Source organism: Paraburkholderia yinzeri, from assembly GCF_046581065.1.
GTDB lineage: Bacteria > Pseudomonadota > Gammaproteobacteria > Burkholderiales > Burkholderiaceae > Paraburkholderia.
This window is the reverse complement of record NZ_JBFOCJ010000002.1, coordinates 1,526,368-1,541,514: the sequence shown is the minus strand read 5'-3', so window position 1 is coordinate 1,541,514 and position 15,147 is coordinate 1,526,368. Positions and strand designations below refer to the sequence as shown.

Below are 15,147 nucleotides of genomic sequence, written 5' to 3'. Positions count from 1 at the left end.
ATGCGCTCCCGTCAACCCGTGCGAAAACCCGACCCGATGTCCCGTCCGGACGCAGCGTCGATCATCAGGGACGCGCACCGGGAACTCGAATCGCCGGCGCGGCGCCTGCTCGGCAAGCGCATTCTCACGCTCGGCGGTCTGGTCCTGCTGTCGGGATGCGATCTGACCAGCGACAAGTCGGTCGACGCCATGCTGCGCAAGATGTCGGCGTTCAACGACGACGCACAGGCACTGCTATTCGATCCACGCAAACTGGCGCCGACGTATCCGGAGTCGATGATCGCGCGCCCGTTCCCGTTCAATGCGTTCTACGACATCGACCAGGTGCCGGACGTCGATGCGGGAACCTACCGTCTAGAACTGGGCGGGCTGGTTGGCGGTAAACGCCACTGGACGCTCGACGAGTTGCGGGCGCTCCCCCAGAAGGACCAGATTACCCGGCATATCTGCATCGAAGGCTGGAGTGCGATCGGCAGATGGGGCGGCGTGCGCTTCTCCGATTTCCTCGCGCGCGCCGGCGCCGATACGCGGGCGAAATATGTTGCGCTGCATTGTGCGGACAACTACTGGACCAGCATCGACATGCCGACCGCGCTGCATCCGCAGACGCAGCTCACGCTGACCTACGACGGCAATGTGCTGCCTCCGAAGTACGGTTTCCCGATGAAGCTGCGCATGCCGACGAAGCTCGGCTACAAGAACGCGAAGCATATTGTCGCCATCACGGTGACGAATCAATTTCCCGGCGGTTACTGGGAAAACCAGGGATACAACTGGTTCGGCGGCTCCTGAACCGCCAATGCCGCTCACGACAGAGTCTTTTGACGCAACACACCATACGGAGCATTCATGTCCATTCGATTCAAACTCGCTGTTTCCCTCGTTACGCTGGCTTTTGCCGGTGCCGCTGTCGCGCAATCCCCGGCCGGCAAGCCCGAACGCATTCGTGGCGAGATCGTGTCCGTGTCCGGCGATATCCTGAAGGTGCACCGCCATAGCGGCGACACGGTCACCATTGAGGTCAAGGACTCGGTGAGCGTCAATGCCGTCAAGGCGATCCAGTTATCCGACATCAAGCCCGGGTCCTACGTTGGCACCGCGGCAATGACCGGGGCGGACGGCAAGCTGACGGCGAGGGAAGTGCTGGTCTTCCCGGATGCCGCGCGCGGTACGGGCGAAGGGCATTACGCGTGGGACTTCGGTACGAACAGCACAATGACGAACGCCAATGTCGACAGCGTCGTGCAGGGTACCAGCGGGCGGGACCTCAAGCTGTCTTACAAGGGAGGGAATAACGTCGTCACCGTGCCGGCCAACGTTCCAGTCGTGACGCTGATTCCCGCGACCCGTGCTGATCTGACGGCTGGCAAGGCGGTATTCGTCGTTGCGACGCCAGAGGCGAATGACAGTTACGACGGCCATGTGATTGTGGTCGAAAAGGATGGCGTGGTCCCGCCGATGTAAGCCCGGCCACCGGTATCTGATTGCCACGATTCCCAATGGTGAAATCCGATAACGGATGGCAGCAGGATCGCTACCGCTCGCGTCGTATGCCATTGACAGGCGCGGGCACCATACACCCGGAGCCGCAGTCAGCGAGGTGCGCTCTTCTTTTTTGTCTTCGTCGATCTGCGGGGTGGAGTAGCGCCCTTTGCGGGCACAATTGTCAACGCTCCGTGAGTCGGAGTCGACTGTCAGAAAGTGGCCGGCTGCCGCCCGATGCAGTTGGCCTTACCCGCCTCTTGGCAGCCGTCCGTTTCCCCCCGCCCCCCCACGACTGCTTCTTAACGCCAACAGCCATTTGTCAGTTCGCACAGAAACGACGGTTTCGGCGCGATGAGCCTATTCGGAGGGGCGGAAAGGACCGGCCGCCCCGAGTGCGGGAATGCGTCCAGCACCCCTCCGAGAGAGCCCTGGCCGTTCCTGCGCGGAGTGCGGCAGGGGCCGCCTAAACCATTTCGGACTAGTCCTATGTCTAGCACGCGGCGGGGCTCCTACGCGGACGCAACGCCATCCGTATCGGCCTCGTCTTACCGGCTAAGGGCGGAAGATCCAGGTGATGCGCGGCGAGCGGGCTACAATCGAACGCCCATTTGCATGAGGACGAGGAAGGCGATTCATGAACGACGAGCGACGCTTTGCCGCGCACTTTACCGATAACCTGGGACTCTTTACGGATCTGCTGCTCCTCCGGGAAACGGGAACCGTCAATTCGGAGGGCAACTACGTCGTCGTCCGGACGCCGGACGCCCCGGATTACTTCTTCGGCAACCTGCTTTTCCTGCGGCAGCGGCCAGCGGACAGCGATATCGAGCGCCTCGAACACGACTTCGCGCGCCTGGTCGGGACACCGCCGCGCATCGCGCATCGAACCTTCGTGTGGCCTGAAGCACCCGGAACGCCCGATAGCCCCGTCAGCGCCGACGCATGGGTTCGGCAAGGCTATGACCTGACGGTCTGCCGGGTGCTTGCCGCACATCCGCACGACGTCCGCAACGTTGCGATCAACCCGCGTATCGAGGTGCGCCGACTCGAATCGCAGCGAGACGGGGACGACTGGTCCCGTATGCACTTTGCCGACCTGGCCGATCCGTTTGCCCCCAGCTCGCGGCGCTATATGGCGCATCTGCAGGCGACCTGGCGGCACCTGATCGAGCGCGGCCTGGGAGACTGCTGGGGCGCCTTCGTCGAGGACGAACTGGCGGGCAGCCTCGGCCTGTTCTTTCTCGATGGCCTGGGGCGCTTCCAGTCGGTCACCACCGCGAAGCACCATCGCAACCAGCGTGTCTGCAAGACCCTCGTGAGCGAGGCGATCAGGTTGACCACCGGGCGCGCGGAAAAGCTCGTCATGGTCGCCGACGAAGCGTATTACGCCGGCGCCATCTACGAATCGATCGGGTTTCGGCCGCATGGCCGCGTCGCCAGCCTGTGCCGGGAACCGGCCATCGGCGCGACGCGCCCGGCATGACGCAAGCCGCTCAAACGCCCCGGGTCAACTGCACGGCCTGGCGGCTGCCGTGCAGCACCAGCCCGAACAACGCCATCGCCAACCCGGCCACGACTGCGGGTATCGCAATGCTGACAAAGAGCGCCGGCATCGTCATTCCCGAAGCCAGCATCGCGCCGCCCGCCACGGCGCCCACCACCGAGCCGATTCGCCCGACACCGTTCGCCATGCTCACGCCCGTGGCGCGGCAAGCCGTGGGATAAAACGCGGCGGAGAGCGCATTCGCCCCGACCTGCGAGCCCGACACGCAGAAGCCGGCCCCGCACACCGCCAGCGCCGCGAGCCACGGCGACGCCGTCAGATAGCCGAGGGCCGCGACGAAGAGCCCGGCCGCCGCATAGCTGAGCGCCAGCACATTGCAGGGTTTCAGGCGGTCCATCAGCCAGCCGAGCACGATCGCACCGAGCGTGCCGCCCACCTGGAACATGGCGGTGACGAGAGCCGCCGTGCGTATCGTGGCGCCGCTCGTGTGCAGGAGCGTGGGCAGCCAGCTCGACAACAGGTAGATCACGAGCAGGCTCGTGAAAAACGTCGTCCACAGCAGCAGCGTGCCGCGCCGAAGCTCGGGCGTGAGCAGATCGAGAACGCGCCGCCCGGTCGAGTGCGCTCGAGCGTGAGCATGAGCGCCGCCATCGTCGACCGTGAAGACGGCGCCGTTCAGCGCGGGCTCCGGCGCAATGCGCGCGAGCGTGCGCGCAATCGCGGCCGCCGGCACGCGTGCGTTCACCATGTAGCGCACCGATTCGGGCAGCAGCAACGCGATCGCAATGCCGATCCCGAGCGGCGCGATCCCGCCGGCCAGCAGCACCGAGCGCCAGCCGAAGTTTTCGATGAGCGCCGCCGCCGCGAAACCGCCGAGCGCGGAACCGCAGGTGAAGCCGCAGAACATGGTCGTCACGAGGAACGAACGGCGCGCGGACGGACAGTATTCGGACGTGAGCGTGATCGCGTTCGGCATGGCGCCGCCCAGCCCGAGCCCGGTGAGAAAGCGCAGCGCGATCAGCCATCCCGGCGTGGGCGCGGCGGCCGACACGATGCTCGCCACGCCAAACGCCAGCACGCAGACCAGCAGCAGACGCTTGCGCCCGATCCGGTCGCCGAAAGGACCGAACACGAACGCACCCGCCATCAGACCCGCGAGGCCCGCGCCGAAAATCGGCGCAAGCTGCTTCGGCGACAAGTGCCACCAGGCGTGGATGGCGGGGGCGATGAAACCGATCGCCGCGGTGTCGAAACCGTCGATCGCGACAATCAGAAAGCAAAGGGTAACGATCAGTAGCTGGAATCGCGAAACGCGATGCCGGTCGATGAACGCGGTCACATCGATGGATGCCACGGTGGACATGCCTGTCTCCTGGAAAGGATTGCCGGCATGATCCACGCCCGCCGGGCGCGGCCTGCCGATCTTGTCGTGAATTGAGGAAAGGAAATGCGTGAGCGTCAGGCTTGCGCGTCGGCGAGACAATCCTGCGCCCGCCAGCCGTGCAGCCATTGAAGCGCGTCGTAGAACTGCTCCTGGGTGCGGCCGACCCACAGCGAATTGCGCACGAGCCGGTCGACGCCCTTCGCGTGGTAGATGCGCCCCATCTCCCGCGCCGAGTACAGCACGCGCGCGGTGCGCGGAATGCGCGCGGCCTCGTAGCGCTTGAATGCGGCCTCGAAATCGCCGTCGGCCTCGCGCACGGCAGCGCCCAGCGTGACGGCGTCTTCCAGCGCCTGGCAGGCGCCCTGCGCGATGTATTGCGTCATCGGATGCGCGGCATCGCCGAGTATCGTCGCGCGCCCGAAGCTCCATTGCGCAACCGGATCGCGGTCGGCCGTCGCCCAGCGGCGCCACGAGGTGGGCCGGTCGAGCATCTGGTGCGGCAGCGCGTGAATGCCTTCGAAGTACGAGAGCACTTCCTCCTTGCTGCCGTCGCGCACGCCCCACACCTCCTGCTCGCGGCTGTGGAACGTGACGACGAGGTTGTACTGGCGGCCGCCGCGCAGCGGATAGTGCACGAGGTGGCAATGCGGGCCCGCCCACACGACAGGGGCATTGATCTGCAGGTCCTCCGGCATATTCTCGACATCGACCACGGCGCGATAGACGACATGCCCGGTCACGCACGGTTCGTCGCCGATCAGGGCCGCGCGGATCGCCGACTTCACGCCGTCGCAGCCGATCACCGCGTCGGCCCGGTAATGTTCGCCGTGCTGATCGATGACCGTCACGCCCCGCTCGTCCTGCTCGAATCCGCAGACCTGCGTGTTCGTGCGGAACTGGATGCGCGGGTTGCCCTGCACGGCTTCGAGGATCGACAGGTGAATGTCCGCGCGATGAATCACCGCGTAGGGATTGCCAAAGCGCTCGCGAAAGCGCTCGCCGGTTTCGATGCGGGCGACCGGCTTCGCGTTGGTCGCGTCCATCAAGGAGAGCGAGTCCGTGAAGACCGCGCGATTGCGCGCAGCCTCGCCGGCGCCCAGCGCATCGAGCGCGTTGAACGCGTTGGGGCCCAGCTGGATGCCCGCGCCGATCTCGCCGATCTGGGCGGCCTGTTCGAGCAGCAGCACCTGCACGTTTTCGCGTGCAAGCGCGAGCGCCGCGGCCAGTCCGCCGATGCCGCCGCCGACGACGATTGCGCGGCGCGTTGAAAGGGTTTGTTCCATGTTTGTCTCCTGAAGGGTAGCGGGCGCGGCGCTCAGTCCGTGTAATCGGGTTGTCGCTGCGGCTCGGCGGCGACGAAGGCGGGATGCGCGCTCGCATGCCGGTAGACCGCGAGGCTGCGCGGATACGCGTCCAGTTCGCAGCCCATGCGCAGCGCGTTCGCGATCTGCGGCACGAGACAGCAGTCGGCGAGCGTAGGTTGCGCGCCGAAGCACCACGGGCCTTCGTGCGTCGGTGCGGCACGCTCGAGCAGCCGCTCCACGGCAGCCATGCCTTCGTCCACCCAGTGCCGGTACCATGCGTTCTTCTGCGCGGCCGACACTTTTAGTTCGTCCTGCAGATAACGCAGGATCCGCAGATTGTTGACGGGATGGATATCGCAACCGATCAGGTAAGCAAGCTCCAGCACGCGTGCGCGCGCCTCGGGTTCGGCCGGGATGAGACGCGGCTCGGGATAGCGCGCGTCGAGCCAGTCGATGATCGCGAGCGACTGCCCGAGGTGGAAATCGCCGTCGACGATCGCGGGTACAGACGCCGACGGATTCACGCCCGCCACATACTGCGCGTCGCGATGCGCTCCGACGCGTATGTTCACGCCCTCGTATTCGTACGCCACGCCCTTGAGATTGAGCGCAATGCGCACACGATACGAAGTCGAGCTGTTGAAGAAACTATAGAGTTGCACGATGCCCTTCCTTCGGTCCGAAGCGCGGCGGCTCAGACCACCTTCACGGTCAGTTCGCCAAGGCGCTCGACGCCCACCTTCATCGTCTCGCCGGCCTTCACGGGGCCCACGCCTTCGGGCGTGCCGGTGAAGATCACGTCGCCCGGTTCAAGGCAGAAGAACTTCGACAGATACGCAACGGTCTCGGCCACCGACCAGATGAGGTGCGAGACGTCGCTCTTTTGCTTCGTTTCGCCGTTCACGGTGAGCCACAGTCCGGCCCGGTCGAAGTGACCCACGCGGCTCGCCGGATGAACCGGACCGACCGGCGCGGAAAGATCGAAGGCCTTGCCGATTTCCCACGGGCGACCCATTTCGCGCATCTTCATCTGCAGGTCGCGGCGGGTCATATCGAGGCCCACGGCGTAGCCCCACACGTATTCGAGGGCGTTTTCGAGCGGGATGTCCGCGCCGCTCTTGCCGATCACCGCCACGAGCTCGGCCTCGTAGTGGTAGTTCTGTGTCTGCGCGGGATAGGGCAATTCGAGCGTCTCGCCGTAGGCGACCGGCACGACAGCGTTATCGGGCTTGCAGAAGAAGAACGGCGGCTCGCGGTCCGGATCGAAGCCCATCTCGCGGGCGTGGGCCGCGTAGTTGCGGCCCACGCAGTAGACGCGGCGCACCGCGAACTGGTCGTCGGAGCCTGCCACGGAAAGGGCGACAGGCGCCTCGGGAGGAAATACGAATGCCATGATGTTTGCTCTCTTCAATCGGTGGGACTCGGCCCACTCAGGAATGCTTAGGAACGAAGGAGGCCTGCCCGCACCAGCTTGGCGGCGCGGGTTGCACGTCTCCTGCGGGAAGTTCGGCGACGGCGCCCCGGCGCGTCGTTACTGGCTGCGCTCCTCGCGCAACAGATTCAGTGCGGCCAGCACGGGGCGATCGGAGTAGCTGAAGAGCACCGCGTCGGTCTCCGCTTCGAGCCGTACCGGCAGCCATGAAGGAGCGACGAACACGTCATGCGGCTCGAAGGCCAGCGTGGTGTCGCCGACGTACGCCGTGCCCCGGCCCTCCACCACGCAATACACGGTGGAGTCCGTGCTCCGGTAGGTCTTGCCCTTGAAGCCCTTCGGCAGGAACTGCATGAAGGTCGCCATGGTGGGCATCGGCCAGCCGCCGGTGGTGGGGTTCACGTAGCGCAGCTTCACGCCGTCCCATTCGTCGAGCTCGCCGTGGCGGTAGAGCGTGTCGAGCGCCTCGCGGCTGCGTTCGTACGGATAGCTGAAGATCGGCGAAGTGGGGTCGTGGCTCACGTGGCGCACCGGCATCATGTTGTAGCCGAAGCGTGCGAAGCTGTCGCCCTCGGGCCGCGTGACCGGCTGCACGGCCTCCGGGTAGTTTTCGGCAAACCCGGCATCGAGGTGCGCGAGCAGCGGGATATCGAGGCCGTCGAGCCAGACCACAGGCTCGCCGCCCTCTTCCACGGACGGATTGCCATGATCGTGCCAGGTCCACGAAGGCGTGATGATGAAGTCGCCCGGGTGCATGGTCGTGCGCTCGCCGTTCACCGCGGTCCAGGCGCCCTTGCCTTCCACGATGAAACGCAGCGCCGATTGCGTGTGACGGTGGCTCGGTGCGATTTCGCCCGGCAGGATCAGTTGCAGGCCGCCATACAGGTTCGGCGTGAGGCTCGACTTGCCGGGCAGGCCGGGATTTTCGAGGATCAGCACGCGGCGCACGGCTTCCTCCGCGCTGATCACGCGGCCCGCCTCCATGACCAGCTCGCGCAGCCCGGCGTACTTCCAGATAGCGGGAACGGCCAGCGGCAGGGGCGCCTTCGGCACGAGGCTGTGCAGCGATTCCCAGAGCGGCGCCATGCTATGGCGCGCGATCTGCGCGTAATAAGCCTCGCGGACGGACGCCTGCGCGCTATCGGACAGGGAAGCGGACATGAAAGTCTCCTGATCTGGTCCGTCTCGCGCCATGCGCGAAACGGGCGGTTCGTATCGTTGCTGTGCTGAACGCATTTATAGGCCGACGAGCTATACCCTGTAAAATCATAAATTGTTCTCATGTATATGATTTACGGCATATCTCCAGGAGGTCACCATGACCACGGACTGGACGGACCGCCTGCGGCTGCGGCACCTGCGCATGCTGATTTCGGTCGGTCAGACCGGCAACCTGAGCCAGTCGGCCGAGGCGCTCAACACCACCCAGCCGGCGCTCTCGAAGTGGCTGAAGGACCTGGAAGAGGACGTGGGCCTACCGCTCTTCGAACGGCACGCGCGCGGCCTGCGGCCGACGCCCTACGGCGAGGCGCTGATCGAGCACGCGCGGCGCATCGAGGGGCACCTCGACAGCGCCCGCGACGACATGTCCGCGCTGCGTGACGGCGGCAGCGGGCTGGTGTCGATCGGCACCTCGGGCGTTTCGGCAGCGGACACGGTGCCGCTTGCGGTCGCCCGGCTCGTGGAGCGCATGCCGCGCGCGCAGGTGCGCCTCGTCGAGAGCACCATGAACCAGATGATGCCGCTGCTCGTGCGCGGCGAAATCGACATCGTGGTCGGCCGCGCCGCCAATGCCCAGCTCGATCCCGCGTTGCAGACCGAAACGCTGTACCGCGATCCCGTGAACTTCGTGGTCGGCCTCGGCCATCCGCTGGCCAAACGCCGGTCGGTCGCCTGGGACGACGTGTTCGACTATCGCTGGATCGTCTGGCCGTCGGGCACGCCCATACGAACGGCGCTGGAATCGGCGCTGGCCGCCGCGGGTCGGGCCATGCCGCGCGACTGCGTGGAGTCGAACTCTTCGATGCTGAACGTGACGCTGCTGAACCAGTCGGAACTGATCGGCGCCGCCTCGCATCGCGCGGCGGTACGCTTCGAATGCCTTAACATCTTGCGCGTGCTGGCGATGCCGATGCCGCTCGGCAGCTCCGGCGCGGTGGCGATGTACTGGCGGCCGGACAGCCTCGGCCGCCGCGCCGTCGCACTCACGCTCGATTGTTTGCGCGACGGTGCCCATGCTGCGGTCGATACCGATTCGCAACCTGATTAGATATACTAATCATCAAGATTGGGTAAGCAATTCATGGCGCGTGGGCAGCGCCGGAGAGGCAAAAAAAAACCGTCTCCAAGGAGACGGTCAGGAGATTCTAGCCATTCCGAGGGCCGTGCTAGAACCTGAGAGGACCTCATTATAAGCACAACATGACCCCTGCCAATTCGAATTGTATGCATGGCGAATCAGAATTTTATGGTCATCCTGTGCGAATGCCCGGGCGGGTTTTCAGGCATGGCAACAAGCTGCAAAAGTGCTCTGGCCGCCCCCGTTCTCTGACACGAAAGAGTCAGCAATGTAATGCGAATATCGCATCGGGCACCTGGCACACTAATTAATTTTGAATGATCATGTCGGCATAGGCTGTCGTATCCGGCCTATGCCGCGCGGACGCCCCCTACCCGCACCGAAAACCGGAAGGCAATCGCAAGGCAGCAGACCGATGCGAGGTCTCCAAACGGGCGTTCCGCGGCTGTTTTCAGATCGCGTTGCTGGTCAAATCACACGCCGCTTTTCCGGAGCCCACCAGGCCATGAGTTCTTCCCCCGTCGTGCCGTTCGCGCGAGACAAAACGGATCACGGCGCGTTTATCGGTGACGCGCCGGCGTTTCGCCAACTGGTCCGCATGCTCGATCGCGTCGCGCCCACCGATCACGCCCTGCTCATCATCGGGCCGACCGGTTCGGGCAAGGAACTGGTCGCGCGCCGCGTGCACCTGCGCAGCCTGCGGCACGATCAACCGTTCGTCGACGTCAACTGCGGCGCCATTCCGGAACATCTCGTCGAAGCCGAACTGTTCGGACACGTCAAAGGCGCTTTCACGGGCGCGGGCGAAGGCCGCCCGGGACTGTTCCAGCAAGTGGGCAAAGGCACGCTGCTGCTCGACGAGATCGGCGAGTTGCCGCTCGCGCTGCAGCCCAAGCTGCTGCGCGTGCTCGAAACGCGCACGTTCCGCCCGGTGGGCGCCTCGACCAGCATGCGCTTCGAAGGGCGCGTGGTGGCGGCAACCCACCGGGATCTGCGCGAGCTCGCGCGCCAGGGGCTCTTCCGCGAGGATCTGTTCTACCGCCTCGCGGTCTTCGTGCTGGCGCTGCCCGGACTCGACCAGCGCGTGGAGGACATTCCCGCGCTGGTCGCGCATTTTGCTTCGCAGCATACGCGGCGCCTCGAATTTTCCCCGGCCGCCATCCGGCGGCTCAGCCGGCACACCTGGCCGGGTCATATCCGCCAACTGCGCAACCTGATCAGCCGGCTAAGCGTGCTCTCCGAAAGCACGCTCATCGACGTGGACGCGCTCGAGCCGTTTCTCGTCAACGAGACGGCGGGATCCATTTCGCGCGCCGGCCTTGCCGACATGCTGCTGCAACTCGAAGGACGCGACAAGCTCGCCGTCGCCGAAGATCTGCTGATCGACCGCGCGCTAGAGCGCAGCGCGGGCAACAAGAGCGCCGCGGCCACGCTGCTCGGCGTGGGCCGCAAGACGATCGAGCGCCGCCTGAAATCGCGCGAGGAGCACCATCGCGAAGCGCACAAATGTCTGGAAACCGCGAGCGCGCTCATCGAAGCCTCGCGCTTCGCCGATGCCATTGCCCCGTTGCGGCGCTGCCTCGACGTGCTGCAGACCGGCCCCGAACAGGGACCGGTGCGGCGTCTCCAGTTCGACGCTTACCGGCTGCTCGGCATGAGCCTGCGCAGCGTGCACGGCTGGCTGTACGCGGAAGCCACGGCCTGTTACGCGGCGGCGCTCGCCGTGGGCGAAGGCATTTGCGAGCCGCCCGAGATCGCGGCGATCCAGTTCGGCATCTGGACGACCCAGCTCACGACGCTCCAGCTCAAGCAGGCGCGCGCCACCGCGCAGGACATGCTGCAGCGCGCCCAGAACAGCGGCCATGCCATCTCGCTCGACGAAGCCCACTTCGCCATGACCAATACGCTCTTCTGGCTTGGCGACAGCGAAGAGGCGCTCGCCTGTCTCGCGCGCGGCCATCTGCTTGGCGTAGCCCGCAACGACGTACGCACCGGCTCGCAAGGCATCGACCTCGCGAGCCTCGCCTTGACGTTCGAAGGACTCGCCGCCTACCAGATCGGCGCGTTCGTGCAGGCCCGGCACGCGATGGAAATGCTGATCCTGCGCGCTTCCGAACCGGGCACGCATGCGCTCGCGCACGCGGTCAATCTGCAGGGCGCCGTGTGGCTCGCCTGCCTCTTCGACGATCGGGAGCGGCTCGGGCCGCTCGCGAGCGAGCTCGAATCGGTATCGATCGCCAACGGCTTCGCCTTTTATCGGGGCGTCGGCCAGATATTCCGCGGCTGCCAGTTGAGCGCGCTCGGCCACGCCGACGAAGCGGAAGCCGTCATGCTCGACGGCTACGATAACCATATGGTCTGCAACGGCGGTGCGCTGTTCTATTCCTTCAAGACCTGGCAGCACGGCGAACTGCTGCTGCGCGCCGGCCGTGCGGAGCAATGCGAAGCGATACTCGCCACCGCCGTCGATGAAACCCTCGCCCGCCAGGAGCGCGCCTACCTGGGCGAACTGCTGGTCACCCGGGCGCGCGCGCAATGGGCGCTCGGCGACCTGACAGCCGCGGAGCAGGGGCTGCGCACCGCCCTCTCCACGGCGCTTGCCTTCGGTTCGGTGCCCGCGCGCGTGGACGCCGCGCGCTATCTTGCCGAACTCTTCCGGTCCACCGGCCGCGAGGCCGATGCGATCGACACGCTGGACCGCGGATTGCGCGGGCTCCCGCCCGAGTCCACCACCCGCATTATCGATGCAGTCGCTTTGCTCGCCGAGCTTCGGCGCGATGTTTCCCTTGACCCTCAAAACAAAGGAACGACCCATGGCCTATGAATTAACCCGGGAAGATCTGGAACCCCTGCTGCTCGGGGCGGCATTTTTCGGCAGCGGCGGCGGCGGCACGATCGAGTCTGCGCGGCACCTCGCCGAGCATTTCGTCGCGGGCGACTACTACCCCACGGACAAGATCAAGGTGGTGTCGGTCGAGGAAGCCACCGAAGGCGCGGCCGTCATGGTCGCCTACCTCGGCGCGCCCGAAGCGATCAACAAGGCCACCCACCCGATCGGACCGGTCATCGCCGCGCAGAACGTGCAGGCCCGGCTCGCCTCGCAGCCCGCGAAGCTCGCCTATGTGATGCCGCCCGAGAGCGGTGCGCTGGGCTTCACGGTGGCGGCCCTCGTTGCCGCGAAGCTCGGCCTCGCCGTGATCGACGCCGACGGCGCGGGCCGCGCCGTGCCGTCCCTGCCCATGCTCACGTTTGCCGCCGCGGAAATCGATCCGCGCCCGGCTTTCCTCGTGAGCCAGGGCGGCCTCTGCGTCGAGCTCGACGTGACGCCGCGCAAGGGAAACCACGGCGGCCCGTCGCACCAGCGCGACGTCTCGGCCATCGTCGAACAGATGATGCGTCCCGTCGTCGCCGATCCGGAGTTCGGCCAGTTCGGCGGCCTCGCAATGTGGGTGATGACGCCGGCCGATATCGGCCGCGCCACGCCGGTGCGCGGCACGCTCAAACGCGCGCTGGAGCTGGGCCGCACCGTTCAGGCCGGCCAGATTCGCAGTCCTTCGCAAATGATCGGCTATCTCGCCGAACGCTGCGACATCGCCGCCCGCGCGATCTCCGAGCCGGGCGAGCTCGTTTCGGCGGCCGTGAAAACGAGCGGCGGCTTCGACGGCGGCCAGGTCTCCATTCGTGCCGGCGAGCGTAGCTACACGGTGGTCTACCAGAACGAATCGCTGCTCGCGTGGGACAGCGCCAGTGCGCAGCCGATCGTGCTGGCGCCGGACAGCGTGGCGTACTTCGTCGAAGGCGAGGGCCAGTCGATCTTCACCAACGGCGATCTCGTTCAAGACAACGGAAAGTTGAATCCCGCCATCGGCAAACGGCCCGTCACGCTGATCGCCTGGCGCGCCGAGCCGGAGCTGCGCAAGCCCGGCCTGATACTCGACAGCTTCATGGACCTGCTGAACAGCTTCGGCTATCTCGGCCCCTACGTGCCGCTCGAAGCGCTTGCGCACGGTCGCGAAGGCGGTGCCGCATGAACTCGCCAATTCGCATCTGCGTGCTCGTGCCGGTCGCCACGTCGCAGTACAACGACCGCATCATGAAAGCCATCGCGCCGGTCCTGCCGGCGGACGTACAGGTCGAGATCCGCAACATCACGTCCGGCCACCCCGACATCGAGAACCGCACCAACTGGCTGCAGAACGGCATGCCGGTGGTCGAACTTGCCCAGGCGATCGAGAAGGACGGCTTCGACGGCATCTGGCTGACCGACTTCGACATGTGCGGCGTCGAAGCGGCGCGGGAAGTGATCGACATTCCGATCATCGGCGGCTTTCCGCCTTCCGCCTTTGCGGCGCTGATGCTGAGCCAGCGATTCTCGATCGTGACGATCCTGCAAAGCACGCTCGCCATGCAGCGCGCGCATCCGCAAACCTATGGCATCGAGGACACGTTCGTGTCGATCCGCGCGATCGACTGCCCGGTCGCTCAACTGGAGAACGTGGACGTGGTGGTCGCGCGCACGTTCGAGGCCGCCATGAAAGCGATCAAGGAGGACGGCGCCCAGTCCATCCTGCTCGGCTGCACGGGGTTCGTGAACGTTGCCAGCCGTGTGTCGACGCTGCTTGGCGAGGCGCTCGGTGCCTATGTGCCGGTGATCGATCCGAATCAGGCCGGTTTCAGCTTCCTCGTCTCGCTCGTGCGGATGCAGGTGCGGCCAAGCCGGCTGACGTACAGCAAGGTCAGCCTGCAGGGCTGAGCGGGCGGCCAGCGGCACGGCACGCCATGTGCCGTGCCGCCGGCTTGTGCTCCGGTCCTGCGCAGTCCCATGCAATCCAGCATGAAGCTGCGATAATGACCCGTTCACAGCGTAACGCGCGGGGTGGGCCGCCAGACTGCGGGCGGCGAGCCCAAGATGAGTCATGTCCGAAGAAGTCCAGTACCGTCATTCCATCGGCGTCCCAGGCTTGACGCTCGGCACGGCCCGATACGCCGGGTTTCGCTTCGAACCCCACTATCATCTCGACTGCCATATCGGGCTGGTTGCGAGCGGCGTGCAGCGTCAATCCTTGCGGGGCGAATCGTTCCTGCTCGCGCGCGGCGCCGTTCAGATCATGCCGCCGGGCGAAGTCCACGACGGCGTCGCCGATGCGGATCACCCCTACACGCTGCACACGTTTCGTCTGTCGCCCGCGCTGCTGAACGGATTCGGCGAGGAAATCACCGGCAGGCACGCTTTCCCCTCGCAGCCCGCCATCGTGCTGCAAGACCGCGGCCTCGCCGACCGGCTGCTCCACCTCCATGCGGCCCTCCAGCACACGACGGCCGACGGGATGACGAACGAAACGCTCGTTCTCGAACTGCTGGAATCACTGTTCGCCCGCTTGAAGCAGCCCGCTCCCCAGACGATTTCCGGCGCGCTGTCGCCGCAGCAGCTTCGACAGATCCGGGATTTCGTGGACGCCCATCTCGCCGACAAGATCGTCCTGGAGGACTTGTCCCTCCTCGTCGGTCTCGACCGGTTTCGCTTCCTGAAGCGCTTCAAACGCACGGTCGGCATGACGCCTCACGCCTGGTTGCTACGCATGCGGCTGGAAAAGGCCGTCGCCTTGATGGCCGCGAACCGGCAGATGCCGATCACCGGCATTGCGCACGCCGTCGGCTTCTTCGATCAAAGCCATTTCACCCGCGCGTTTCGCGACGCCTACGGGGTGACGCCCGCGCGCTTCTGAGCGACCCCTGCAA

At 65.8% G+C, this 15,147-nt stretch carries 13 protein-coding genes; 8 read left to right on the top strand and 5 right to left on the bottom strand.

Annotated features, from left to right (window positions below; all coding sequences use genetic code 11):
• The 3 genes from WJ542_RS23935 to WJ542_RS23925 all read left to right on the top strand — a co-directional run bounded on the left by WJ542_RS23935 (position 1) and on the right by WJ542_RS23925 (position 2,968).
• Positions 1-792 (top strand): molybdopterin-dependent oxidoreductase, encoded by a 792-nt coding sequence (locus tag WJ542_RS23935; RefSeq protein WP_411191959.1) that lies wholly within the window; start codon positions 1-3, stop codon positions 790-792.
• 57 nt (positions 793-849) lie between these two features.
• Entirely contained in the window at positions 850-1,464 is a 615-nt protein-coding gene (locus tag WJ542_RS23930; RefSeq protein WP_411191958.1) for a hypothetical protein, read from the top strand.
• Between the two features lie 655 nt (positions 1,465-2,119).
• Complete coding sequence (locus WJ542_RS23925) at positions 2,120-2,968, top strand: GNAT family N-acetyltransferase (protein WP_411191957.1); 849 nt, start codon at positions 2,120-2,122, stop codon at positions 2,966-2,968.
• A 10-nt stretch (positions 2,969-2,978) separates the two neighbouring features.
• On the opposite strand, the gene WJ542_RS23920 is transcribed toward WJ542_RS23925, so the two are convergent.
• The 5 genes from WJ542_RS23920 to gtdA form a co-directional block, all read right to left on the bottom strand.
• Positions 2,979-4,352 (bottom strand): MFS transporter, encoded by a 1,374-nt coding sequence (locus WJ542_RS23920; protein WP_411191956.1) that lies wholly within the window; start codon positions 4,350-4,352, stop codon positions 2,979-2,981.
• Between the two features lie 95 nt (positions 4,353-4,447).
• Positions 4,448-5,656, bottom strand: coding sequence for a 3-hydroxybenzoate 6-monooxygenase (locus tag WJ542_RS23915; RefSeq protein ID WP_411191955.1), 1,209 nt, complete (start codon positions 5,654-5,656; stop codon positions 4,448-4,450).
• A 32-nt stretch (positions 5,657-5,688) separates the two neighbouring features.
• Positions 5,689-6,339: a maleylacetoacetate isomerase gene (gene maiA, locus WJ542_RS23910; protein ID WP_411191954.1), complete on the bottom strand. Its 651-nt coding sequence runs from the start codon at positions 6,337-6,339 to the stop codon at positions 5,689-5,691.
• Between the two features lie 32 nt (positions 6,340-6,371).
• Positions 6,372-7,070, bottom strand: a complete 699-nt coding sequence (locus WJ542_RS23905; RefSeq protein WP_411191953.1) for a fumarylacetoacetate hydrolase family protein — start codon at positions 7,068-7,070, stop codon at positions 6,372-6,374.
• 138 nt (positions 7,071-7,208) lie between these two features.
• Entirely contained in the window at positions 7,209-8,270 is a 1,062-nt protein-coding gene (gtdA, locus tag WJ542_RS23900) for a gentisate 1,2-dioxygenase (protein ID WP_411191952.1), read from the bottom strand.
• 157 nt (positions 8,271-8,427) lie between these two features.
• Here gtdA and WJ542_RS23895 point away from each other — a divergent pair, with 157 nt between their 5' ends.
• From WJ542_RS23895 to WJ542_RS23875, 5 genes are all read left to right on the top strand, one after another.
• Positions 8,428-9,378: a LysR substrate-binding domain-containing protein gene (locus WJ542_RS23895; protein ID WP_411191951.1), complete on the top strand. Its 951-nt coding sequence runs from the start codon at positions 8,428-8,430 to the stop codon at positions 9,376-9,378.
• A gap of 535 nt (positions 9,379-9,913) precedes the next feature.
• A complete protein-coding gene (locus WJ542_RS23890; protein WP_411191950.1) occupies positions 9,914-12,232 on the top strand; it encodes a sigma 54-interacting transcriptional regulator in 2,319 nt (772 codons plus the stop codon).
• Positions 12,222-13,439, top strand: a complete 1,218-nt coding sequence (locus WJ542_RS23885) for an S-methyl thiohydantoin desulfurase domain-containing protein (RefSeq protein ID WP_411191949.1) — start codon at positions 12,222-12,224, stop codon at positions 13,437-13,439. Before WJ542_RS23890 ends, WJ542_RS23885 begins: the two co-directional genes overlap by 11 nt.
• Positions 13,436-14,161 (top strand): aspartate/glutamate racemase family protein, encoded by a 726-nt coding sequence (locus WJ542_RS23880; RefSeq protein WP_411191948.1) that lies wholly within the window; start codon positions 13,436-13,438, stop codon positions 14,159-14,161. The genes WJ542_RS23885 and WJ542_RS23880 overlap by 4 nt, the downstream gene beginning before the upstream one ends.
• A 163-nt stretch (positions 14,162-14,324) precedes the next feature.
• Positions 14,325-15,134 carry an AraC family transcriptional regulator gene (locus tag WJ542_RS23875; protein ID WP_411191947.1) on the top strand — a complete coding sequence of 270 codons (810 nt, stop codon included), beginning with the start codon at positions 14,325-14,327 and terminating at the stop codon, positions 15,132-15,134.
• Positions 15,135-15,147 lie beyond the last annotated feature (13 nt).